The sequence below is a fragment of the Segatella maculosa OT 289 genome (genome assembly GCF_000243015.1).
In the GTDB taxonomy this organism is placed as follows: domain Bacteria; phylum Bacteroidota; class Bacteroidia; order Bacteroidales; family Bacteroidaceae; genus Prevotella; species Prevotella maculosa.
This window is the reverse complement of record NZ_JH594507.1, coordinates 46,465-71,519: the sequence shown is the minus strand read 5'-3', so window position 1 is coordinate 71,519 and position 25,055 is coordinate 46,465. Positions and strand designations below refer to the sequence as shown.

The following is a 25,055-nucleotide window of genomic DNA, read 5'->3' as shown; positions in this document are numbered from 1 at the left end:
CCCCTAACCCCTCCCAGGGGAGGGGAATGTGAATTTGTGGGCAAAACAGAGGAGATGGAGAGCCCACCCCTAACCCCTCCCGAGGGAGGGGAATGTGAACTTGCGGGCAAGGTAGGAAAGGCTTCTTTGCAATCTCAACCATATTGCGTGCTAATATGGGCCATATTACTACGTAAAATGGCTGAGATTGCACGGTAATATAGCTGAAATTGAAACGCGAGGTGTAAGTTATTGATTATCAAAACAAACACTATTGCATGCAAGTTCATACTCCCCTCCCTTGGGAGGGGCTGGGGGTGGGCCTCCCTATTGATTACTATTGCCCGCAAGCTCGGGCTCCCCTCCCTCGGGAGGGGCCGGGGGTGGGCTCCCCCTATGACACATTTCTACAAATAATGTTAATAAAATCGGGCGATGTAAACGATTTAGCGATGAGCAACATCTAATTGATAATTGTGAAACGAAACCCGGAATAAACCGAACTTGAAATGAAAACAAACCGGAAAATCCTACTTTTAGGGATTGTATTGACGGCACTTCCGATGCAACTTCGGGCCAAAAACTGGACCTTGAAAGCGTGTATCGACTATGCATTACAGCACAACATCGCCCTGAAAAAGAACCTATTGACAAAGAAAACGGCTTGGGAAGACCTCAAAGAAAGTCAGGCCGCACTGCTTCCCTCGCTCTCTTTGAGCACTTCGCAGAACGTTTCTTACACGCCATGGCCCGAAACGGGAAGTGCAGTTGTGGCTGGAACGAAGGTGCAAACCAGTGTAGACAAGGTCTATTATAACGGAAGTTATGCGCTGAATGCCAATTGGACGGTGTGGAATGGCAACCGAAACCGCAATCAAGTAAAGCTGAATTCGTATGCAGCAAAGCAGGCCGAACTGGACTCGGCAACCACGGCTAACACGCTTACCGAGCAGATTGCCCAACTCTTCGTGCAGATATTATACTCCGACGAGGCTATTAAAGTGAACCAAGAGAGCCTTTCCACGAGCACGAAAAACGAGGAGCGGGGAAAGGAAATGCTCGCTATAGGCAAGATGAGCAAGGCAGATTTAGCCCAGTTAACGGCGCAACGTGCACAGGATGAGTATGCCATCGTACAAGCAGAAAGCCATTTGAAAGACTACAAAAGGCAGTTGAAACAATTGCTTCAGCTGACTGACGAGGCATTTGACGTGATTGTGCCCGAGACAACCGATGAAATGGCGATGGAACTCATACCGAATCTCAACGCCGTTTACGAGCAAGCGGTGGCCAACCGGCCTGAAATCAAGAACGCAAAATTAGCCATTGAGAGCAGCGAATTGAGCATAAAAATGGCCCAAGCCCTGCGTATGCCGACGGTAGGATTGTCGGCCGGGTTCAGCACAAACACCACTTCTATGAACAAAAATGCATGGAACAGTCAGATGAGAAACAATCTTGTGCTGGGCGGAGGAGTCACTATAAGCGTCCCACTCTTCGATAATCGGCAGGCAAAAACAAGCATCAACAAGGCCCGAATCCAGCGTTCCGGTTATCTTCTCGACTTGCAAGACAAGCAGACCACCCTCTACTCCACCATAGAAAACTATTGGCTGCAAGCCAACAACAACCAAAGAATGTTCCGAAGTGCACAAGTAAGCAGTCTGAGCGCAAAGGAAAGTTACACACTTCTGAGCGAACAATTCAGATTGGGGCTGAAGAATATCGTTGAATTAATGACGGGAAAAGACAACCTTCTCAAGGCCCGGCAAAACGAATTGCAAAGTAAATACCTCGCCATATTGAACATCAATTTGCTCAAATTCTATCAAAACGGCGTGTTGAAATAGGCGTGTCACTAAATATCCAATAGTGCTGAAGGGCTTTCTATGAACGTCGTTGCTCCGTGATCAAGGAGAAACTGCTTGCTTCTGAAGCCCCACAACACGCTGATGCACGGCATTCCACTGTTGCAAGCCGTCTGTATATCGACATCACTGTCACCGATATAGACTGCCGTTTCGCGTGCTGCTCCGAGCTGTTTCAAGGCTTCATTCACCGTGTCGGGGGCCGGTTTCTTTCGGATATTCTCTCGTTCACCGATGGCAACCCTTATCTTATCGCCGAAGAAATGGGCCACAAGGGCTTGCGTTGCAGCATAAAACTTATTGCTGACCACGGCAATCTGCTTCCCGGCAGCGGTCAAATCGCACAGCATTCCCTCTATTCCCGCATACGGACACGTGTGATCGAGACTGTGAACAAGGTAATATTCACGGAAATCTTGATAGGTTTTGGCAAACAAAGGATTGTCGGAACCGCCGGGAACAGCCCGTTCCATCAACTTCTTCACCCCGTTTCCGACAAACATTCTCACCTCTTCGATGCTCCGTTCGGCCATACCATTGCACCGAAGCGCATGGTTGCAGCCGTTAGCAAGGTCGGTCAGCGAGTCAAGCAACGTACCGTCCAAATCGAAAATATAGGTTTGATAACTCATCATCGCAAGAAAGTATTTGATAATGCCATACAAAGGTAATAAAAAAAAGCCATTCTTCTCACTTAGATAAAAAAAATGGTGTACCTTTGTGCACGATTTTCAATATTGAGATTATGAAAAAAGACTTTAAGAAAAGGTATATCCTCCCCGCCATTGCCTGCATTGCAGTCATCATGGGCGTTGTCTACTATTACTTCTTCTCAGGCTTCTCTTCCATGAATGAGACGGAATACGTCTATATCGACAAGGACGATAACATCGATTCTGTGTACAACAAGCTGGAACCCTTTGCATCAAAGCATGGCATGTGCGCTTTCAAAACATTGGCACGGCACTTTGATTACAAGCATAAAGTGAAGACCGGACGCTATGCCATCAACAGTAATGATGGCGCATTGACGGTGTTTCGGCATATGAAGAACGGGCTCCAGACACCGATAAACCTGACTATTCCGAGTGTAAGGACCTTGGATAAGTTGGCTGCCGAAGTGTCTAAGAAGCTCTTGATCGACAGTGTTGAACTCTATAAGGCCCTCACCGACGAGGCAACTTGCAGAAAATACGGATATGACACGGCCACCATCGCCTGTATGTTCATTCCCAATACGTATGACATCTATTGGAATGTTTCCATTGACAAGTTTATGGAACGCATGCAAAGGGAGAATAAGAAGTTTTGGAACTTCCAACGCACACAAAAAGCGCGGCAAATGAACCTGACTCCCAATCAAGTCGTCACGTTGGCAAGCATTATAGACGAAGAAACCGCCAATAATGCAGAGAAACCCATGATTGCCGGCATGTATTACAATCGTTTGATGCTGCGAAATGCCGAATATCCGAAAGGAATGCCACTGCAGGCAGACCCTACCATCAAGTTCGCATGGAAGAAATTCGGCCTGAAACGCATCTATAACAACCTGCTGTACATCAAGAGTCCCTACAACACGTACAAGAATCCGGGGCTTCCTCCGGGGCCAATTCGCATTCCTTCCGTGGCCGGTATCGATGCCGTTTTGAACCATGTGCACCATGATTATCTCTATATGTGCGCCAAAGAGGATTTCAGTGGCACGCATAATTTCGCGCATACCTATCAGGAACACATGCAAAATGCTGAAAAATATTCAAAAGCGCTGAACGAAAGAGGTATAAAATAACTCAACAAAAATCACAATTAAAATGAAATAAAAAAATGCCGCTCTCTTCACAGAGAGCGACATCATTCTCAATAGGTACTAGCTTTTTTAAGGTAAAAAGATTGTATTCAGGATAACGATTGCAAAGGTAAGGCGTTTTCATTTGATGTGCAAATCTTTTTTTATGTTTATAAACATATTTTTCAGCTTAAAGTGGTCTTGTCTGTCCCTGAATCAAATGCCTTTCAAGCTCAGGATGGCCGACTACAGACCATGTATCGGCAAGAAAAATAAAGATTTTCCTTTGCTTTTCCGACCGATTGCAGTATCTTTGCAACATAATATAAATAAAGAACATACATCATGGCAATAAAAGAAGAGAACAGCGAAGAGAAGAAAAGCATTAGTTTCGTGGAGCAATTTGTCGAAGAAGACCTCGCCCAAGGTAAGAACGGAGGCCGAATTCAGACGCGTTTCCCGCCGGAACCCAATGGTTATCTTCACATCGGGCATGCCAAAGCCATCTGCATGGACTTCGGAGTTGCAGAGAAATACAACGGAATATGCAATCTTCGCTTCGACGATACGAACCCAAGTAAAGAGAATAATGAGTATGTTGAGAACATTCTCAACGACATCAAGTGGCTCGGTTTCAAGTGGGGCAACATCTATTATGCCTCGGATTACTTCGAAAAGCTGTGGGAATTTGCCGTTTGGATGATTAAGAACGGATACGCATATATCGACCAACAGACGAGTGAAGAGATTGCCTCACAAAAAGGAACGCCTACAACACCGGGCATAGCCAGCCCTTATCGCGACCGACCGATAGCGGAAAGCCTAGCCTTGTTTGCCCAGATGAACACGCCAGAAGCTGTGGAAGGCAGCATGGTATTGCGTGCCAAACTCGACATGGCCAATCCTAATATGCACTTTCGTGACCCTATCATGTACCGAATCATACAGACTCCGCATCACCGAACAGGCACCAAGTGGCATTGCTATCCGATGTATGACTTCGCACATGGGCAGAGTGACTACTTTGAAGGAGTCACCCATTCCATCTGTACCTTGGAGTTCGTGCCTCATCGTCCGCTATATGACAAGTTCATCGACTATCTGAAAGAAATGGATGGCACGGCAGACAAGTTGCAAGACAACCGTCCCCGACAGATTGAGTTCAATCGATTGAACCTCACTTACACCGTAATGAGCAAGCGAAAGCTCCATACCTTGGTCGACGAACACCTCGTTAAAGGCTGGGACGACCCCCGTATGCCGACGCTATGTGGCATGCGTCGGCGCGGTTACAGCCCCGAAAGCATTCGCAATTTCATTGATTCCATCGGCTATACCAAGTTTGATGCCCTCAATGATATGGCTCTCCTTGAAGCCAGTGTGCGCGAAGATTTGAACAAGAAAGCCACGCGTTTAAGTGCTGTTCTCGACCCTGTGAAGCTCGTTATCACCAATTATCCCGACGGAAAAACAGAGGAAATGGAGTCTATCAACAATCCAGAAGACGACCAAAGTGGCAGCCATACGATTACTTTCTCAAAGACGTTATGGATTGAACGGGCCGATTTTATGGAAGAAGCTCCCAAGAAGTTCTTTCGCATGACACCCGGAAAAGAGGTTCGATTGAAGAGTGCTTACATCGTAAAATGCACGGGATGCACGAAAGATTCAGCAGGAAATATCATAGAAATTCAGGCCGAATACGACCCCGAAAGCAAGAGCGGAATGGAAGGATCCAACCGAAAAGTGAAGGGAACACTCCATTGGTTGTCGGTCGATCACTGTCGGAAAGCAGAGGTACGTGAGTACGATCGGCTCTTCAACACAGAGAATCCGTCGGCCGACGAGCGCGATTTCCGCGAACTACTGAACCCGGAAAGTTTGAAAGTTCACACCAATTGCTATGTTGAAGACTATGCAGCAAGTCGGCAATCCGGCGAATATCTGCAGTTTCAACGCACGGGATATTTCATGGCCGACTTGGATTCTACACCCGAACATCCCGTATTTAATAAGACTGTAGGGCTGAAAGATACCTGGGCAAAACAAAGCAACAGACAGTAATTCACGCAGAATAGCATCTCAATACATTGAATAATCAAAATCATTTCGACAGCGAGGAATTCCGAGAAGCTTTGCAACAATACGAAAAAGCACGCCGGATGGGACAAGAAATATATCTTGACTCCGATGTACTTACGTCCATTGCCGACTATTACGACCGGAACAACAGAACCGACGAAGCCATCGAAACGATTGATTATGCCATTCGTTTGTTTCCCGACTCAGTGCTTCCACTTGCCTTCAGAGCCCGAATGGCCCTGATGCTCGAGGACAGTATCGACGGAGCCAAGCACTTTTTGTCATTGATTACAGACAAAGACAGTCTGGAATATTGCTACACTTCGGCCGAAGTTAAAATCGCCGAAGGCAATCAGGAAGCGGCTAATCGGTATCTTAAAAGCCATATGAACAATGTTGAAGACGATGAACTCGACAGTTACTGCATGGAAGTAGCCATTCTCTTTGCCGATTACGAAGCGTTTGAATTGGCCAAGGAATGGATCGACCGCTGTGAAGATACCGAGGATCCTGACTACTGGGAGACCATGGGAAGAATAGAAATGGGACTCGGCCACTTGGAAGAAAGCGAGCAGATTTTTACAGACTTGATAGATAAAGACCCTTTCTCGTCAAACAATTGGAACCATTTAGCGGCCACGCAGCTACTGAGAAACAAGCTTACAGAGAGCATTTCGAGTAGTGAATACTCCATTGCCATCAATCCAAACGACCCAGAAGCCGTACTCAACAAAGGCAATGCCCTGTTTGCTTTGGGCAATCATGAAGAAGCATTGAAGTATTTCAGACGGTTCACGACGCTGAGTCCAAACGAAGCCAACGGTGAAATGCTCGAGGGAGTGGTGCTGGCTGACATGCAGAAATATGACGAATCTCTCGCCCATCTCTATAAGGCAGCGTTGCTATGCCATGGCAACAATCAATTTCGCCTACAGGTTTATCTACAGATTGCCGCTGTTCTTTCAAAACAAGATAGGCTCGACGAGGCCTTATCCTATATCGATCGATGTGGAGAAATGAAGCAAAGCGACCCATTGGAGTTGGCATTAACCCGCGGACATCTCTATCTTGAACACAAAGAAATAGACAAGGCTACCAAGATATTCCATGACACTTTGGCCGAAAGTAAGAACGATCCGGAGATCTATCTCAAGATAGGTGTGTCGTTTCTTGACAACGGTTTCCCCGATTCTGCCTATGGAATCCTCAATCACATAGCCAAGGTTTTGGTGGAACCTCAAGTGCCCGTGTATCCTTATCTTGCTGTCTGCTGTAAGAATTTAGGTTATCAGAGAGAGTATGAAGAGGCAGTTAAGAAGGCCATACACTACACTCCTTTAGATGCAAAGATTGTCTTAGGGCCCTATTTTCCTGAAGAAATGGAACCCGAAGACTATTATAAATATCTCATCAACCACAAAAATAACACATGAACTGGCTATCAACCCTGTTAGGAAATCTCAATTACGGTACTGTTTTCTTTTTAATGCTGCTCGAAAGCACTGTCATTCCCGTGCCTTCCGAGCTGGTTGTCTCACCTGCCGCCTATCATGCTGCAGGCGGAAACTTAGACATTTGGCTGATAATCTTGTTCGCTACGCTCGGTGCCGATTGCGGTGCTACAATCAATTATCTTGCAGGTTACTATTTAGGACGCCCCATTATCTATCGCTTTGCCAACAGCAAATGGGGCAAGATGTGCCTACTTAATCAACAGAAAGTAGAGAAAAGCGAGAAGTATTTCTATGATCATGGCATGGTAGCCACTATCACTGGCCGTCTACTTCCGGGCATCCGACATCTCATTTCCATACCGGCCGGCCTGTCAAAGATGGGATATTGGAAGTTTCTTCTCTACACAACCATCGGCGCCGGCGCATGGAATTTCATTCTTGCAGCCTTAGGTTGGTATCTACATTCAGCCGTTCCTGAAGACCAACTGAATGATAAAATCATGGAGTATGGCGAATATATCAAGCTTTTCCTCGTTGCAGCGGTAGCCATCGCCTGTCTGTATTTCCTATTCAAATGGTATATGAAACGCAAACAAGGCAGAAACAAGGAGTAAACAAAAAAAGACAATCTCGAAAAGAGATTGTCTTTGCGTCGGGGCGACAGGATTCGAACCTGCGGCCGCCTGGTCCCAAACCAGGAGCGCTACCGGGCTGCGCTACACCCCGCTGCAAATCATCTATTTGTTTGCGTGTGCAAAGGTAGTGCTTTTATTTAAGTTCGCCAAATAAAACCATTACTTTTTTAACGAAAAGACCGTCCGTAATGAACAAAGAGGCTGCAATCAACTTGCAACCTCTTTTATTTTATATCGTGAAACGGCTTATTTGATGATTCCCTGCTCCACGAATATCTTTTTCAAAGCCTGAACACCACGCTCAACTTCTTCTTTCGTGTGGCTGGCCATCAGGGCGAAGCGCACCAAAGTGTCCTGAGGTGCACACGCAGGTGGGATAACCGGATTGATAAAGACACCAGCATCAAAGGCCAATTTGGTCACAAGGAACGTCTTGTCTACGTCATGTACATACAAAGGTATGATGGGACTCTCGGTCTCACCAATCTCAAATCCCTCCTCACGGAAGCGTCTCAAGGCATAATTCGTCACTTCCCAAAGATGCTCAATACGCTCCGGTTCGTTCTGAATGATGTGAAGTGCCTCCATTGCTGCAGCCGTTGCAGCCGGCGTGTTGGACGCACTGAAGATATAAGTGCGGCAGGTATGGCGCAGAAAATTAATCGTATCCTTGTCCGAAGCTATGAAACCACCGATGGAAGCCAAGCTCTTTGAGAAGGTTCCCATAATCAGATCGACCTCGTCGGTGAGCCCGAAATGGTCGCAAACACCACGACCTTGTCTGCCGAAAACACCCAAACCATGTGCCTCATCGACCATGATGGAACAGTTATACTTATGCTTCAGCTCGACTATCTCGGGCAATTTGGCCAAATCGCCCTCCATGGAGAACACGCCATCGACCACAATCAGCTTGATAGCCTCCTTTGGAATGCCTTTCAACACGCGTTCCAAGTCTTCCATGTCGTTGTGCTTGTAATGCAACTGACGTGCAAAAGACAAGCGACGGCCATCAACAATGCTTGCATGGTCGCGGTCGTCGCAAATGATATAGTCGCCCTTGCCCACCACTTGGGCCAAAACGCCCTGATTTACAGAGAAACCGGTAGAGAAACACAGCGTATCATCTTTCTGCATAAAGGCCGCAAGCTCCTTTTCCAGCTGAACGTGTATGTCGAGTGTGCCATTCAAGAACCTACTTCCTGCACAACCCGAGCCATATTTGTCCAAAGCGCGCTTCGCTGCAGCTATCACGCGTTCGTCACCCGTCAATCCTGTGTAGGCATTCGAGCCAAACATCAAGACTTTATGGCCTGCCATTTCAACTTCTGTACCCTGTTTGCTCGTAATCGCGCGAAAATAAGGATACACACCAGCCTCTATGAACTTCTGAGGCTCGCGATAATTCTTGTATCTTTCTTGTAATTGTCCCATTTCAAATAGGTGTAGAAAACTACTTTTAATACTTTTAGGCTGCAAAGATACAAAAAATTACACAGATGATGAACATTTTCATAAGAAATATACTATTTCGTCAAAATATCATAAAGAAAAAAACATCATACAACTCAAATGATTATCTTTGCAAAAATAAACGGCTGCACCCGGCAAAACACAAGAACTTGTTTGCCTTGCACGCACAGATATCTATGCAAAACAGACCAAACAACAGATGGAGAAAAAGAAAATCATTTTCATCATGAACCCCATTTCGGGGACAATCAGTAAGGCCGGAATCCCAAAACTCATCGAACGCTATCTCGATCACAATGCTTTCGATTACGAAATCAAGCTGACGGCTTATGCCGGACACGCAACCGAACTCGCCACCGAAGCCAAAGAGCACCACGTGCCCATTGTCGTTGCCGTTGGTGGCGACGGAACCGTCAACGAGGTGGCCCGCGCCATCGTCCATTCGCCGACAGCCTTGGGCATCATTCCCTGCGGATCGGGCAACGGTTTGGCCCGTCATCTGTTGCTTCCCCTCAACATCACGAAGGCCATTCAAATCATCAACGCCTGCAAAATCCATCAACTCGACTATGGCATCATCAATGGTCACCCGTTTTTCTGCACATGTGGCATGGGATTCGACGCTTTTATCAGTCACAAATTTGCTGAAGCCGGTAAGCGTGGGCCCATCACCTATGTGGAAAACGTGCTGAGAGGGGGACTGAGTTACAAGCCCGAGACCTACGAGATACGCGAAGAGAACGGCACGACACGCCTCAAAGCATTCCTCATTTCGTGCGCCAATGCCTCGCAATATGGTAACAATGCCTACATTGCCCCGCAGGCTTCCATGAGCGACGGACTGATGGACATCATCGTTATGCAGCCTTTCGGCGTGCTCGACGCACCGCAAATCAGCATCGAAATGTTCAACAAAACGCTCGACAAGAACTCAAAAATCAAGACGTTCAAGTGCAAGCAACTGCATATCCACCGTGACAAACCGGGCTATATCCACTACGATGGCGACCCCGTTATGACCGGTGAAGACATCAACATTGAGCTGAAAGCAAAGGGAATCAACATCATTGTCAACCCGAACGGCGACAAACGACTGCGAAAACCCAATGCCGTGCAGAATGCTGCAGCCGACCTTTTCAACCAGTTCAACGACCTGCGGCACGACATTCACCGCCAAAGCCGGCATATTCAGGCCATCAACAAAACCATTCTGCGAAGATTAAACCTGTAGTCCCCCTACCCTTGTGCCGTTCCCGCAGCGAGAAAGTCGGTCAAAATGGCCGACCGTGCGCACGGAAACGATGCAGACCGAAAGTTATTTGCTGGTCGGAACGGCATCATCGCATTGCAGAAAGCATGGGTTTTCAGCTATATATTGTAAAGATTTTTAGTTGAAAAAACCGCTCGATGAATGTGATAAAATAGAAATATGAGCGAGGCTTTTCGACATTTTTCCTATCGGTTTTCCTCTTCTTGGCTTCAGAAGCCCATCAATCGCAGCCATGTTGCATGGTGATTTCAGCTATTTTGCACAGCGGTTTCACCTATTTTGCGCGCTCATATCAGTCATATTGCACGGCAAAATGGGTGATGTAACCTGCCGCGGACGCACGGTTCACGCGTCCACTCCGCCAAATCATGCTGAAACATGCCCGTGATTGTGCCCCATTTGAACGGACGCACGAGCCGTGCGTCCCTACAACACCTTGCCGAATTGCACTTATAACAGACCGTTTGCCCCCACGATGCCTTATAGGATTGCGCCTATAACGAGCTGAAAGCATGTAGGGACGCACGGTCCGTGCGTCCGCTCAGCACGTTCCATGCATGATTGCACCTCCATTCATGCGTCCGCTCAACTCGTTCTACACGTAATTACACTCCATTTCGCGCATGTTTCCGTTTCAATTTGAACGATATGCCAAACTCAATTCAAAACAATGGCTCACAAACATGCGCAAAACTCGCGTATTCGGAAGCTGTAAACATTCGGTCGGGAATATGGAAATCTCATGAAAGGTTTTGTCAAATAAATTACAAAACGAACGCATGTAGCTGTTAAAAAATCTCCATCAAAAAGGAAGATTGCCTCCGCAAACCAACCGCAACGCCGTTTGGCAACCGAACCTCATAAATAAAAATCAGCTGTCAGGCCTTGATACCACGCCGAACGTTCACCATTAGCCATCAAATCCACGGTTTCTGCTTCGGGTTCTGGGCAAAATTCGGGTCGGAACTCCAGCAAATAACGCTTCACGGGCCTGTGTTCTACCGTTCTGATACCGCAGATACGCGACAAAGAAAAGCCGAAGAGCGTTGCTTCAGCCATGAAACGCGACCGGCAATCGGCCGGAATAATGGCCGAAAAGCGACCTTCCGGCGCCAGCAAACGCCCCACTCCGGCAAACAATTCGCGATAGGACAAGGTGGAAGTATGGCGGGCCATGCTACGCAGGGCATCAGGATTGTGCAGCGAATCGACGAAAAAAGGAGGATTACTGACGATACAATCGAAGCCTTCGGGGCCGACATACTGCTGCAATGCAGCCTGAACGACGCGCACTCGACGGGCAAAAACGCTGTTCGCAACATTCTCTTTTGCCTGCAGACAGGCCGCTTCGGCTATGTCTATGGCCTCGATTTCGGCCTTGGGAAAGCGTTGCGCCATCATCAACGCAATCAATCCCGTGCCCGTTCCGATGTCAAGTACGCGGCTTCCACCACGTGCCCACGCCCCCAACAAGACGCCATCGGTACCCACTTTCATGGCACATGCGTCCTGTTTGACAGCAAATTCCTTGAATATGAAAACATTGTTGCCCATCATTCTGTCCTCTTCATTAACGTCGGGAATGGCGGTTTATTTTATACATTTTGCGGATTTACACATCATTTATTGGAAAATGTGCCGCTGCATGCCGGATTTCTGATTTAAAAAGCGTATCTTTGCAGTCCAATAGGTTTCAAATAGCATACAAATGAACAACAAGAATACATCAATACAGATGATTGCCGACTATGACGGTGACATTTCGAGTCTGCTCAACACCGACATCAAGGGCGAGATTCCCATTCTTACGACCCGCAATCTGGTGATTTTTCCGGGCGTGGTTTCCCCTATTCTGATAGGAAGGGAGCCCAGCATAAAGCTGATTTCCTATCTCGAGAAACATCCCGAAGCCATGTTTGGCATCTTCTGTCAGCGAGATTCCAACGTAGACAACCCGTCGTTCAAAGACCTTTACGCCACGGGAGTTTATGCAAGAATGGTGAAAGTCATCGAAATGCCCGGTCCGGGTAATAATATCACTGCCATTGTGCAGGGACTCGGCCGTTGTACGCTGGACAATCTGACCAAAACAAAGCCCTATTTCGCTGGTATTGTCTCGCCAAATGCCGAATCGCTCCCCAAAGAAACGGACAAGGAGTTTACAACCGTATGCGAAACGGTGCTGAAAAGCGCAAAAGAATATATCTCGCTCAATGAAGATATGCCCGACGAGGCCCAATATGCCTTGGCAAGCGTACAGAACAAGGTGGTCACCATCAACTATGTGTGCAGCAATCTGCCTTTCAGTATCAAGGATAAAGTCAACCTGTTGGAGATAGATGACACGAAAAAGCGGGCTTACAGCCTGCTGAAAACACTTGACCGCGAGACCCAACTCCTGAAACTCAAGCAAGATATACGCCAAAAGACGCGTATGGACCTCGACGAACAGCAGCGGGAGTATTTCTTGCAACAGCAAATCAAGAACATCAAAGAAGAGTTGGGCCACGGAGACGGCTCTCCTGAACACCGCGAACTGCAGGAAAAGGCCAAAGGAAAGAAATGGAACGAGGAAGTTGCAGCGACTTTCTATAAAGAACTCGATAAGTTGGAACTCTATAATCCGCAAAGTCCGGAGTATAGTGTGCAGCTTAACTATCTTCAAAACATGGTCAACCTGCCTTGGGGCATCTATACAAAAGACGACCTTAACCTGAAGAAGGCCGAAAAGACGCTTGATCGCGACCATTATGGCATGGAGAAAGTGAAAGAAAGAATCTTGGAATACATCTCAGTATTGAAGCTGCGGGGTGACCTTAAGTCGCCGATTATCTGTCTTTATGGCCCTCCCGGCGTGGGAAAAACCTCGTTGGGCAAAAGTATCGCCGAGGCAATGCACCGCAAATATGTGCGTGTCTCATTGGGAGGTCTGCATGATGAGTCGGAAATTCGCGGGCATCGCAGGACCTATATCGGTGCCATGCCGGGCCGCATCATCAAGAACATTCAGAAAGCAGGCTCAAGTAATCCGGTATTTATCCTTGACGAGATAGATAAGATCACACAGAACACCATCAACGGTGACCCTTCATCAGCATTGCTTGAGGTGTTGGACCCCGAACAGAACAAAGCATTCCACGATAATTACCTTGATGTGGACTACGACTTATCGAAAGTATTGTTCATTGCTACGGCCAATGACCTCAATACCATACCGCGTCCGCTGCTCGACCGTATGGAAATCATCGAAGTGAGCGGCTATATCACCGAAGAAAAGATTGAGATTGCCAAACGACATCTTATTCCGAAGGAACTTGAAAACAATGGATTGAACACGATTGAACCAAAAGTGAAGTTCAATAAGGCTGCTTTAGAGAAGATCATTGAGCAATATACCCGTGAAAGTGGCGTCAGACAGCTGGAGAAACAAATCAACAAAGCCCTGCGAAAGCTGGCCTATCAGAAGGCCGTAAAGGGTGAGATTGAAAGCCCGGACATCACACCTGACAAGATAGAAGGGCTGCTCGGGAAGCCTCCTTTCTATCGTGATATCTATCAAGGTAACGGTTATGCCGGCGTTGTTACAGGTCTGGCGTGGACCAGTGTGGGCGGTGAGATTCTCTTCATCGAGACTTCTCTCAACCAAGCTAAGGGAGGCAAGCTCACATTGACGGGTAATTTGGGCGACGTGATGAAAGAGTCGGCCATGATAGCCCTGCAATATGTCAAGGCCCACGTGAGCGAATTGGGTGTTGATTATCGTATTTTCGACAACTGGAACATTCATATCCACGTGCCAGAAGGGGCCACACCGAAAGACGGTCCATCGGCCGGTATCACGATAGCCACGTCGATTGCCTCGGCTATCACGCAACGAAAAGTGCGCAAGAACACTGCCATGACAGGCGAAATCACACTGCGTGGCAAGGTGCTTCCCGTCGGTGGCATCAAAGAAAAGATATTAGCTGCCAAGCGAGCCGGCATCACCGACATCGTGATGTGCAAGGAAAACATGAAGGATATCGAGGAGATTCCCGAGAAATATCGCACGGGTGTCGAGTTCCACTATGTTGAAAATATCCGTCAGGTATGGGATTTTGCCCTCACTGATGAGCGTGTGGACAACGCCATTACGTTCACTATTCCCGAAGAAAAAGGAGAAGGGAAATGACATTTGAGGTTCAACACACCGACAACGCCAGCGATGCAAGGACCGGACTCATCACAACTGACCACGGAAAAATCAAGACTCCGATCTTCATGCCCGTGGGAACTGCGGGAACGGTAAAGGGAGTTCACTTCAGCGAACTGCGCGAACAAGTGAATGCCCAAATCATTCTTGGCAACACCTATCACCTATATCTGCGTCCCGGACTTGACATCTTGCGACGCGCCGGTGGCCTTCATGGCTTCAATGGTTGGGAACGTCCTATCCTGACGGACAGCGGTGGGTTTCAGGTTTTCTCGCTTACAGGCATCCGAAAGCTGACAGAAGAGGGGTGCACTTTCCAATCCCACATCGACGGAAGCAGACATATCTTCACGCCGGAGAACGTGATGGACACGGAAAGAGTCATCGGTGCAGACATCATGATGGCCCTTGACGAGTGTCCTCCGGGGCAAAGCGACTACCAATATGCCCAGAAAAGCCTCGCCTTGACGCAGCGTTGGCTCGACCGTTGCATCAAACGTTTCAACGAAACCGAACCGCTTTACGGCTATCATCAGAGCCTTTTCCCCATCGTACAAGGCTGCACTTACAAGGATTTACGGCGAGAAGCTGCCAAGTTCGTTGCCGATAAGGAAGCTGACGGGAACGCTATCGGTGGCTTGGCTGTGGGAGAACCGACCGAGGTGATGTATGAAATGATTGAGGTTGTGAATGAGATTCTACCAAAAGACAAGCCCCGCTACCTCATGGGTGTGGGCACCCCACAGAACATTCTGGAAGCCATTGAGCGCGGAGTGGACATGTTCGACTGCGTGATGCCGACCCGAAACGGGCGCAATGCATTGCTCTTCACCTATAATGGTACGATGAATATGCGCAATAAGAAATGGGAGAACGACTTCACGCCCATCGATTCCGAGGGCTGCGATGTGGATAAAGTCTATTCAAAGGCCTATCTTCATCATCTCTTCAAGGCCAAAGAACTGTTGGCCATGCAGATTGGCAGCATCCATAACTTGGCCTTTTACCTGCGTTTGGTGACCGATGCCCGGCAACATATCGAGCAGGGTGACTTCGTGACATGGAAGAAGTCGGTCATCGAAAGGCTCGGTCAACGATTATGACAACAATGACAGCATTCAGTAAGATAAGGAAACATACCAGATGGTATCGCATGCTGCGTTGGTTGAGCACTCATCCGGCGTGGCTGCATCGGCTGTTTCATTGGCTCATGTGCCACACACTGTGGTTGCAACGGGCAGTGAAATGGACGGCAGAGCGAATGAGTTGGCTTCGGATTGTCAATCCTTTCCGCTACATCAAACGGCTGGATTGGTATATCATCAAGAAGTTCATCGGCACCTATATCTATTCCATTGCACTGATCATCAGCATTTCAATCGTTATCGATGTCAATGAGAACTTGGCGAAATTCAGCGAATATCACGCACCATTGAAAGCCATCGTGTTTGACTATTACCTGAACTTCATTCCCTATTTTGCCAATCTTTTCAGTCCGCTCTTCGTCTTCATCGCCGTCATCTTCTTTACTTCAAAGCTTGCCGGAAACAGTGAAATCATCTCCATGTTGGCCGCCGGAGTCTCTTTCAAACGGTTGATGCGTCCCTATATGATCTCATGTATTCTGATATCCGCAACGTCGTTCTATCTCAGCGGCTATGTCATTCCCCACGGTAATGTCATACGTCAGAACTTCGAATCGCTGTATAAAAACAAGAAGAAGAGCACTGCAGCCGACAATGTCATGCTACAAGTGGGCAAAGGAACCATCGCCTATATCCAACACTATGACAATAATGCCAAGAAAGGTTATGGCTTCTCGTTGGACAAGTTCCAAGAGAAGAAGCTCGTCAGCCACATGACGGCCATGGAGATACAATACGACACGGTGAGCGACTCGAAGTATCATTGGACAACGACGAGTTATAAGATCAGAAAGTTCAACGGTTATCGTGAACAAATCGAAAGCGGAGCGAAGAAGGACACACTGATTATGATGGAACCTACCGACCTTGTCTACTCCAGAGGCCAACAAGAGACGTTCACGAATCCCGAACTTAGTGACTATATCTCAAAGCAGATTGACCGTGGTTCAAGCAATGTGGTGCAGTATCAGGTGGAATACCACAAGCGGATATCGGCCAGCTTCGCCTCGTTTATCCTGACTATCATCGGGCTTTCCCTCTCTGCCAAGAAGCGAAAAGGCGGAATGGGCATGTATCTGGGCATCGGTCTGGCCCTGAGCTTCATCTATATCATGCTGCAGACCGTTTCATCAACGTTTGCCATCAATGCCAATCTTCCACCCATCATCGCGGCATGGATTCCAAACCTCATCTTTGCCGTCGTGGCATACTTCTGCTACCGACAGGCACCAAACTAACTATCATTATGTATTTTGACGAATTAGAACTGAACAACAACGTGCTCGACGCACTCTACGACATGCACTTCGACAAGTGCACTCCTGTACAAGAGAACTGTATCCCCGAAATCCTGAAAGGCAACGACGTGCTCGGCGTGGCACAGACCGGAACGGGAAAGACCGCCGCCTACCTGCTGCCCGTATTGAGCAAGCTCGACGACGGAGGCTTCCCCGACAAGGCCATCAACTGCCTCATCATGAGTCCGACCCGCGAACTGGCCCAACAAATCGACCAAGCCATGCAAGGCTTCGGCTATTACCTCAACGGAGTGAGCAGCGTTGCCGTGTATGGCGGCAACGACGGCAACCGCTATGACCAAGAACTCAAAAGCCTGCAGCTCGGTGCCGACGTGGTGATTGCCACGCCGGGGCGCCTCATCTCGCACATCAGTCTGGGCAACGTAGACCTCAGCAAGGTCTCGTTCTTCATCTTAGACGAGGCCGACCGCATGCTCGACATGGGCTTCTCGGACGACATTCTCAAGATAGCCAAGGAACTGCCAAAGACTTGTCAGACCATCATGTTCTCGGCCACGATGCCCGACAAGATTGAAGAACTGGCAAAGACGCTGCTCAAGAACCCGAAAGTCATCAAGCTGGCCGTGAGCAAACCGGCCGAGAAGATACGGCAAAGCGCCTACGTCTGCCACGAGACCCAGAAGATGGGCATTATCAAAGATATCTTCAAGAACGGCGACCTCAAGCGCGTCATCATCTTCTGCGGCAGCAAGATGAAGGTGAAACAAGTGGCCGGAGCCCTGCAACGCAAGCACATCAACTGCGGAGAGATGCACTCCGACCTCGACCAAGCCATGCGCGACGACGTGATGTTCAAGTTCAAGAGCGGCCAACTCGACGTACTCGTGGCCACCGACATCGTGGCCCGCGGCATCGACATCGACGACATTGCCATGGTCATCAACTACGATGTGCCCCACGATGCCGAAGACTACGTGCACCGCATCGGACGTACGGCCCGCGCAGCCCGCACCGGCGCAGCCATCACCTTCGTCTCGGAAGAAGACATCTACTACTTCCAGCAGATAGAGAAGTTCCTCGGCAAGGAAGTAGAGAAGACCCCGCTGCCTGCAGGACTGGGCGAAGCACCCGAATACAAGTCGGCAGGAAAGCCCAAGCGTGGCACCTCGGCCAAGGCTCGCCGCCGCAACGACCGTGACCACACTGCCCACAAGGACAAGAAACAGCAGAACCGCCGCCAACGCAACAATGCCGAGGCTCCGTCTCGCAGCGAAGAAGCGACTAAGGAGCAACGCACCGGCAACCGCCGCAACAATAACAACAGGCCACGCAACGAGAAGCGCGACAGCAACCGACCGGGCGAGAAGAACAACGAGCCACGCACGGCATCTCCTACTCGCAACAAGCGGCGCGGAAACGTGGAAGGCAACTACAAGAAACGCAACCACCCGCAGGGCGAGAAGCGGGCACAGAACCGGCCGTCCAAACCCCTCACGGCACAACCGGCCAAGCAGGAAAGCGGCATCAAGAAGTTCTTCAAGAAGATATTCAGAATGAAATAGGAGGCTCTTACATCACAACCCTATAACAAAGGCCTTACCTTTCATATAAGGAAGCCTCTACCTTTCATATAAGGAAGCCTTGACCTTTCCTTATATAAACCCTCTACCTTTCATATAAGGAAGTCTCGACAGTTCCTTATAGGAAAGGTCGAGGACTACCAATAGTAATCCTCTTGCACTTCCAATAGAAGTCCTATCGTACCTCTATTGGAAGTCCTTTCATACCTCCAATAGGAGTCCTAACCGACCTCCAATAGGAGTCCAATCGTACAGATAGTATCTGTCCTCTCCTACAGATAGTATCTATCCTCTTGTATAGATAGTATCTGTCCAATCCTACACATACTATCTGTCCTAAAGGACACTAAGTATAAGTCCTCAAGGAGTCTAAGTATAAGTCCTCGACACCTTTAAGTATAACTCCTCAAGGAGTCTAAGTATAAGTCCTCGACGACCTTAAGTATAAGTCCTTAAGGACGCATACTTGAAAAAGGGAAGCATGATTGGTTGTGGATTGCTGACAGGAGAAGTGATTCCGTTGGGATTCGAACCCAAGACCCACAGCTTAGAAGGCTGTTGCTCTAATCCAACTGAGCTACGGAACCCCTATGGTGAAGCAGGTGCAAAAATAATCTTTTCTAATGAGATATGCAAACATTATCAAAAGTTTTTTCTAACTTTGCGACTTGATTGGGATAAATGACCGAACAATATGATTGACAGTTCCGCCTTTCAGGGTAAGAAAGCCATATACTATACGCTTGGTTGCAAGCTAAACTTCTCGGAGACGTCTACCTTCGGCAAAATGCTGGCCGACATGGGGGTGGTTACGGCCGAAAAGGGAGAACGGGCCGACATCTGCCTGATTAACACGTGCAGTGTGACCGAAGTTGCCGACCACAAATGCCGCCAAGCCATTCATAAGATGGCGCGCGAACACCCCGGGGCCTTTATCATCGTGACGGGCTGTTATGCACAATTGGAGACGGAGAAGGTGAGCAAGATTGCAGGGGTGGACCTTGTGCTCGGCTCCAATGAGAAAGCCGACCTCATACAATACCTGAACGACGCTTTTATCCATAGGGCCGAAGGAACGACGCTCCATGCGTTCCATGCCGTGAAGACCAAGGACATCAAGCGTTTCCAGCCTTCATGCTCGAAAGGAAACCGGACAAGATATTTCTTGAAGGTGCAAGACGGCTGCAATTACTTCTGCACGTATTGCACGATTCCCTATGCACGGGGCCTCTCCCGCAGTCCTTCCATCGCTTCATTGGTGGCTCAGGCAGAAGAAGCGGCCGCTGAAGGAGGTAAGGAAATCGTGCTGACGGGTGTGAACATCGGAGACTTCGGCACAACCACCCACGAACGCTTCATCGATCTGGTCAAGGCTTTAGACGGGGTCGAGGGCATCAAGCGGTTCCGCATCAGCAGTCTGGAACCCGATTTGATTGACGACGAGCTCATCGAATATTGTGCCGGCAGCAGAGCCTTCATGCCCCACTTCCATATTCCGCTACAAAGCGGGAGCGACATGGTCTTGAAACTGATGCACCGCCGGTATGACAGTGCGTTGTTTGCGCGTAAGATAGCGTTGATAAAAAGGTTGATGCCCGATGCTTTCATCGGTGTAGACGTCATGGTGGGCAGCCGTGGCGAACGACCGGAGTTCTTCGAGGCGTGTTATCGGTTTCTTGACGGGCTTCCCGTCACGCAGTTACACGTCTTCCCTTACAGCGAACGCCCCGGAACGAGTGCTTTGACCATTCCCTATGTGGTCGATGAGAAAGAGAAGAAGCTGCGTTCGAAACGCTTGCTGGCCATGAGCGAAGAGAAGACGCATGCATTCTATGAACAATATATCGGTACCGAGCGCCCCGTTTTGTTTGAGAAAGCACATCGGGGAAAGGCCATGCACGGGTTTACCGATAATTATATCCGCGTTGAACTGCCGCCTTCACTGGCTCGTGATGCTTATGACAACGAGATCATGAGCATCAGACTGGGCGGCTTCAACCATGACGGAACGGCGTTGAAAGCCGAATTGACTTGACATCAAAGCGTATGAAACTTTCAATTGTTATCTTGAATTGGAACGGTAGCGAGATGATGCGGCGCTATCTTCCCACGGTTATACGACATTCTTCGCATCAGGCACGGATCATCGTTGCCGACAATGCGTCGTCGGACGACTCGCTTTCAATGCTGAAAGAGGATTTCCCCGAAGTCGAGACCATACCGTTAAGCAAGAACCACGGCTTTGCCGAAGGGTATAATCGGGCGTTGAAACAGGTAGACAGCGAATATTATCTGCTGTTGAACTCCGATGTGGAAGTGACCGAAGGCTGGTTGACCCCGTTGTTGGCCTATATGGAACACTATCCCGACACGGCGGCATGCCAACCCAAACTATTGTCCGTTGCCAATCGCAATAAGTTTGAGTATGCCGGTGCCGCAGGCGGGTTCATAGACCGGTATGGTTACCCCTTCTGCCGAGGTAGAATATTCGATGTTGTCGAAGAAGATCACGGACAATACGACAGTATTGTCGATGTGATGTGGGCAACAGGGGCCTGCCTGATGATACGTTCGAAAGACTATTGGGACGCAGGTGCCTTGGATGGAAGACTCTTTGCGCACAACGAGGAAATCGATTTGTGCTGGCGACTTCGCCTGATGAACCGAAGAATCGTGTGTATCCCAAGCAGCAAGGTCTATCATGTGGGAGGCGGAACGCTGCCCAAGAGCAATCCGATGAAGACGTTCTTGAACTTCCGCAACAACCTGACGATGCTTTATAAGAACCTGCCCGACGACGAATTGAGGCACACCATGCGCGTGAGATACATGCTCGATTACCTCGCGGCATGGGAAACGCTGCTTATAAATCGTAACCTTGCCGACTTCAAAGCCATCTATAAGGCCCGACGGGCATTCAAAGCGTGGCGTCACGACTTTGAAGACGACCGGAAACGCTTGCAGTCTCGGCGCACCAACAAGCGGGTGGACGAACGCAAGGACTTCTCTTTGCTCTGGCAATTCTACAGACACGGCAGGAAAACATTCACTGCTATTTTGAATGCCTGCGCGAAATCTTGATCCGAGGTTGGGCAAGTAACAGTGCTTTCCACTGCTTTAAATAGGTAAACCAGTCGCATGCTTGATGATAGCCGTAGGTCTCTTTGTCGGCGGAATACGTAAGATAATATTTTAAATGCCCGTTTACGGGGGCCAAGACATAGGCATCGTCCAAACCATCGCAGGCAAGTTCCTTTTGTAAATAGGCTGCCGGAACATAGATTCCCATTCCCAAAGTCTCTTGTATGCACGTGGTTGTGTCCTTCGCCGGCCAATTTGTTCCCCAAAGCCCCCGCAATCCTTTATGGTCGGAAAGCTTGCTTGCACCGGCCATGTGCATGAGTCCCGTTGCAAACCTTAGGCCCTCGGCTACGGGAATGGCCCATGCTTCCACGCAGATATCCCTATGCCCGGCATACAAAGTATATCGTTCCGTGAGGTTGACACGCTGTCCTTGCTTCCAAAGCCAACCGCCGTCGCTCATCTCGACAATCGTGCGTACAGGGCCATGACAGACAATTCGCTGTCCACGATGGGCTACATCGTCGAGCATTTGCGTTTTTCCGTTGCTCCAACCACGGAGTGCACCCAAGCCCATGCTGTTTCCTGTCCACAGAATATCTTCTCCATACCCTTGCAATCTTTGTTCTTGCGTCGTGTAAAACTGCGTGTCGTGTAGCTCCAAGCCCATTCGTTTCTTTCCATATAAGTCGAGCGTTTGCCGCTTATCAAAGTAGATGCGCAATGCAATCAACTCGTTTTCAAAGGCTATCCCGTGATGATGGACCAAGTGATAACTGTCTTCGAGTTCGTTTGTGACAACGAGTTGACGGATATATAAATTCTGTTTGGTCTTATCTTTGACCTTCGGATTCGTCAATAGCAGCTCAGCATAGGTACGTAGTGGGTAATCCTTTTGTGTTTCTGTCTTGCCCAAGACGACCTTGCATGTATAAGTTCCACTGCGTTTCAGGTCAACAAGAAAGCACATCTCGTCGTTTATGCCGTCGCCTTCCAAATCATCAAGCTGCGAAGGCAGCTCTTTTCCCTCAAAATAAACCCTGGAGCTGGTTGTAAAAGGATAGTCCTTCAACGACACTACTACGGGATAGTTCAACCATGGCCTATCATACGAATAGTCAATGTTCACGATAATCGTGTCGGCTTCAGCCTCTCCGAAGGCCTTTAAAGAGAGCACAAAGAAGAGAAAAAAGCATAAAATGGTCTTTGTTTTCATTGGTCATGTCAATGTAAGAGTACGGATTCGCGAAAATAAATATTTTTTTTGATTATAGAATTCTATTTTGTTTTTTTTGAGTTAAAAGGGATATTGCGTCGCATTATTTTTAAGTTTTTTAGTAAAATGTTTGTTTATTAACAGATATTTTAGTACTTTTGCCGAAGTTCTTGATGAATAACCCCGTCGATTGAAGAAGATATACTACATATTTCTCGCAGTGATGGTGCTTTGTGTGGCTTGTGAAATCAAGTTAAGGCCCAACGATGAGGCGCAGAACAAGATAGAAGTTCTGCGCTATGACCGCTTGGAGAGTCGTTATCTGACAACCGGTGACTTCTCTGCGCTTCAAGAAATGAACACGGAATATGCCATTGAGACGCGGACACTGATAGAAAACGTTCTCAAATTAGGCGCCGTTTACGAACCGGATATCAACAGTAAGTTCTTAAACTTCTACCAAGACACCGTCCTGCAGACCATTATTGCCGATGTGGAAACGCAATATGCCGACATGGATGACGTCAACAAGGCGCTTACACAGGCTTTCGGAAGGGCAAAAGAAGCACTCCCGGAGTTTGTTATTCCCAAAGTCTACACCCAAATCGGGGCACTTGACCAAAGCATCATCGTGGGAGAGAACATCATCGGCGTGTCACTCGACAAGTATTTGGGCGAAGACTATCCGCTATATGCGAAATATTACGCCAAAGACCAGCGTGCCACGATGATGCGCGCATACATTGTCCCCGATTGTCTCAATTTTTATTTGTTGAGTTTATACCCACTTCACGATGCCGACCAACGGAGTCAGCAAGAAAAAGACATGCACATGGCACGCATCATGTATGCAGCAAATACATTCGTGGGCTATAAAGCCTTTTCAACTCCATATGTTGCCCAAGTAGAGCAATACATGAAGGCACATAAGGACCTTTCCTTAGCCGATTTACTGAAGCAATAACCACCCTTGATCTGGCCTTGTTTCAGCCGTAACCAACAAATGCGAAGCACGCAATTGCTTCCATAAAGCCCTGCTTTTGTTTTGAAATTACAATGGCAAGTATTACCTTTGCAGGCGAAAAAAGAGACAAATCGTTTTTATGCAAAATCAATTTTCACGCACACAACTGCTGATGGGAAAGCCGGCCATGGACACTTTGACCGGCTCACGCGTAGCCGTCTTCGGCATGGGTGGCGTGGGTAGCTATGTAACAGAGGTATTGGCGCGGAGCGGTGTAGGCGAGTTGGACATCTTTGATGACGACCGTGTCTGCCTGACCAATATCAACCGACAACTCTATGCCCTGCTTTCAACGGTTGGAAAGCACAAGGTTGACGTGGCCGAAGCACGCATTCACGATATCAACCGCCAGTGCATTGTCCACAAATATCAAATGTTTTATTTGCCCGAGAACGCCGATGCGGTCGATTTGTCACTGTTCGATTACGTGGTGGATTGCATCGATACCGTCAGTGCAAAGCTGGAACTCATCAGGCGTTGCCATCATCTTCAGGTCCCAATCATCTCTTCCATGGGTGCAGCCAACAAGCTTGATGCGACCGCTTTCCGCGTGACCGACATCAATAACACCAAGATGGACCCCCTTGCAAAGGTTATCCGAAAGAAGCTCCGCAAGTTGAATATCCCCCGACTCAAGGTGGTTTACAGCGAAGAAGAACCGCTCAAGCAAATCGATGACCCGAACATCAGCTGTCGTTTTCACTGCATTTGCCCCGATAAAGACATGCGGAAATGCACCGACCGCAGGGATATTCCGGCAAGCAATGCGTGGGTTCCGGCCGCAGCCGGGCTGATTATCGGCGGCGAAGTGGTGAAAGACCTCATCAAAAAGGCAAACACCATGCGCATACTTCCCGAAGCATTTGAGAACAACAAGGCTGTCACAATGGCCGAAACCAAGGCCGCACGCCACAAGGAAAGGTATGAGGCCATCGCATCGGCCAAGAAGAACGGCACATGGACAGATGACAAGGTCGTCATCAAGCTGCCCGAAGGTTTCTAAGTCGC

At 48.4% G+C, this 25,055-nt stretch carries 18 protein-coding genes and 2 tRNA genes; 14 read left to right on the top strand and 6 right to left on the bottom strand.

The annotated features are described in order from the left end of the window. Nucleotides 1-488 precede the first annotated feature (488 nt). On the top strand, nucleotides 489-1,829 hold the full coding sequence (locus HMPREF9944_RS09720) for a TolC family protein (RefSeq protein ID WP_008566056.1): 1,341 nt from the start codon (nucleotides 489-491) through the stop codon (nucleotides 1,827-1,829). A gap of 8 nt (nucleotides 1,830-1,837) precedes the next feature. Here the strand turns inward: HMPREF9944_RS09720 and HMPREF9944_RS09715 are convergent, their stop codons facing one another. Further along, on the bottom strand, nucleotides 1,838-2,482 hold the full coding sequence (locus HMPREF9944_RS09715) for an HAD family hydrolase (RefSeq protein ID WP_008566055.1): 645 nt from the start codon (nucleotides 2,480-2,482) through the stop codon (nucleotides 1,838-1,840). A gap of 110 nt (nucleotides 2,483-2,592) precedes the next feature. Between HMPREF9944_RS09715 and mltG the strand changes: the two genes are divergently transcribed. From mltG to HMPREF9944_RS09695, 4 genes are all read left to right on the top strand, one after another. Then, a complete protein-coding gene (mltG, locus tag HMPREF9944_RS09710; RefSeq protein ID WP_044113621.1) occupies nucleotides 2,593-3,639 on the top strand; it encodes an endolytic transglycosylase MltG in 1,047 nt (348 codons plus the stop codon). 342 nt (nucleotides 3,640-3,981) lie between these two features. After that, the gene (locus HMPREF9944_RS09705; protein ID WP_008566052.1) at nucleotides 3,982-5,700 is read left to right on the top strand and encodes a glutamine--tRNA ligase/YqeY domain fusion protein; all 1,719 of its coding nucleotides are present in this window, start codon (nucleotides 3,982-3,984) and stop codon (nucleotides 5,698-5,700) included. 26 nt (nucleotides 5,701-5,726) lie between these two features. Then, the gene (locus tag HMPREF9944_RS09700) at nucleotides 5,727-7,151 is read left to right on the top strand and encodes a tetratricopeptide repeat protein (protein ID WP_155814667.1); all 1,425 of its coding nucleotides are present in this window, start codon (nucleotides 5,727-5,729) and stop codon (nucleotides 7,149-7,151) included. Then, nucleotides 7,148-7,786: a DedA family protein gene (locus HMPREF9944_RS09695; protein WP_008566050.1), complete on the top strand. Its 639-nt coding sequence runs from the start codon at nucleotides 7,148-7,150 to the stop codon at nucleotides 7,784-7,786. The genes HMPREF9944_RS09700 and HMPREF9944_RS09695 overlap by 4 nt, the downstream gene beginning before the upstream one ends. A 38-nt stretch (nucleotides 7,787-7,824) precedes the next feature. Here HMPREF9944_RS09695 and HMPREF9944_RS09690 read toward each other — a convergent pair. Both HMPREF9944_RS09690 and spt read right to left on the bottom strand, forming a co-directional pair. Further along, nucleotides 7,825-7,898: transfer RNA gene (locus HMPREF9944_RS09690), tRNA-Pro, on the bottom strand. 155 nt (nucleotides 7,899-8,053) lie between these two features. After that, nucleotides 8,054-9,241 (bottom strand): serine palmitoyltransferase, encoded by a 1,188-nt coding sequence (spt, locus tag HMPREF9944_RS09685; RefSeq protein WP_008566048.1) that lies wholly within the window; start codon nucleotides 9,239-9,241, stop codon nucleotides 8,054-8,056. 238 nt (nucleotides 9,242-9,479) lie between these two features. On the opposite strand from spt, the gene HMPREF9944_RS09680 reads away from it, so the two are divergent. Beyond that, nucleotides 9,480-10,511 (top strand): diacylglycerol/lipid kinase family protein, encoded by a 1,032-nt coding sequence (locus tag HMPREF9944_RS09680; RefSeq protein WP_008566046.1) that lies wholly within the window; start codon nucleotides 9,480-9,482, stop codon nucleotides 10,509-10,511. A gap of 897 nt (nucleotides 10,512-11,408) precedes the next feature. On the opposite strand, the gene HMPREF9944_RS09675 is transcribed toward HMPREF9944_RS09680, so the two are convergent. Continuing rightward, nucleotides 11,409-12,104: a tRNA1(Val) (adenine(37)-N6)-methyltransferase gene (locus HMPREF9944_RS09675; protein WP_044113634.1), complete on the bottom strand. Its 696-nt coding sequence runs from the start codon at nucleotides 12,102-12,104 to the stop codon at nucleotides 11,409-11,411. Nucleotides 12,105-12,258: 154 nt separating this feature from the next. Here HMPREF9944_RS09675 and lon point away from each other — a divergent pair, with 154 nt between their 5' ends. From lon to HMPREF9944_RS09655, 4 genes are read left to right on the top strand one after another with little or no spacing between them, the layout of a single operon-like run. Then, nucleotides 12,259-14,721, top strand: coding sequence for an endopeptidase La (lon, locus tag HMPREF9944_RS09670; protein WP_008566043.1), 2,463 nt, complete (start codon nucleotides 12,259-12,261; stop codon nucleotides 14,719-14,721). Next, nucleotides 14,718-15,845, top strand: a complete 1,128-nt coding sequence (tgt, locus tag HMPREF9944_RS09665) for a tRNA guanosine(34) transglycosylase Tgt (RefSeq protein ID WP_008566042.1) — start codon at nucleotides 14,718-14,720, stop codon at nucleotides 15,843-15,845. Before lon ends, tgt begins: the two co-directional genes overlap by 4 nt. Nucleotides 15,846-15,850: 5 nt before the next feature. Next, on the top strand, nucleotides 15,851-17,125 hold the full coding sequence (locus HMPREF9944_RS09660) for an LptF/LptG family permease (RefSeq protein ID WP_044113620.1): 1,275 nt from the start codon (nucleotides 15,851-15,853) through the stop codon (nucleotides 17,123-17,125). A gap of 8 nt (nucleotides 17,126-17,133) precedes the next feature. Further along, nucleotides 17,134-18,708 (top strand): DEAD/DEAH box helicase, encoded by a 1,575-nt coding sequence (locus HMPREF9944_RS09655; RefSeq protein ID WP_008566040.1) that lies wholly within the window; start codon nucleotides 17,134-17,136, stop codon nucleotides 18,706-18,708. 530 nt (nucleotides 18,709-19,238) lie between these two features. On the opposite strand, the gene HMPREF9944_RS09650 is transcribed toward HMPREF9944_RS09655, so the two are convergent. Continuing rightward, nucleotides 19,239-19,313, bottom strand: a tRNA-Arg gene (locus tag HMPREF9944_RS09650). 107 nt (nucleotides 19,314-19,420) lie between these two features. Here HMPREF9944_RS09650 and mtaB point away from each other — a divergent pair. Both mtaB and HMPREF9944_RS09640 read left to right on the top strand, forming a co-directional pair. Continuing rightward, entirely contained in the window at nucleotides 19,421-20,761 is a 1,341-nt protein-coding gene (mtaB, locus tag HMPREF9944_RS09645; RefSeq protein WP_008566039.1) for a tRNA (N(6)-L-threonylcarbamoyladenosine(37)-C(2))-methylthiotransferase MtaB, read from the top strand. 11 nt (nucleotides 20,762-20,772) lie between these two features. Then, the gene (locus HMPREF9944_RS09640) at nucleotides 20,773-21,807 is read left to right on the top strand and encodes a glycosyltransferase family 2 protein (protein WP_008566038.1); all 1,035 of its coding nucleotides are present in this window, start codon (nucleotides 20,773-20,775) and stop codon (nucleotides 21,805-21,807) included. Here the strand turns inward: HMPREF9944_RS09640 and HMPREF9944_RS09635 are convergent. Further along, entirely contained in the window at nucleotides 21,779-23,023 is a 1,245-nt protein-coding gene (locus tag HMPREF9944_RS09635; protein WP_008566037.1) for a DUF4861 domain-containing protein, read from the bottom strand. The genes HMPREF9944_RS09640 and HMPREF9944_RS09635 overlap by 29 nt on opposite strands. A gap of 190 nt (nucleotides 23,024-23,213) precedes the next feature. Here HMPREF9944_RS09635 and HMPREF9944_RS09630 point away from each other — a divergent pair, with 190 nt between their 5' ends. Both HMPREF9944_RS09630 and HMPREF9944_RS09625 read left to right on the top strand, forming a co-directional pair. Then, on the top strand, nucleotides 23,214-23,987 hold the full coding sequence (locus HMPREF9944_RS09630; protein ID WP_155814666.1) for a gliding motility protein GldB-related protein: 774 nt from the start codon (nucleotides 23,214-23,216) through the stop codon (nucleotides 23,985-23,987). Between the two features lie 139 nt (nucleotides 23,988-24,126). After that, a complete protein-coding gene (locus HMPREF9944_RS09625) occupies nucleotides 24,127-25,050 on the top strand; it encodes a tRNA threonylcarbamoyladenosine dehydratase (protein ID WP_008566035.1) in 924 nt (307 codons plus the stop codon). Nucleotides 25,051-25,055: the final 5 nt, after the last annotated feature.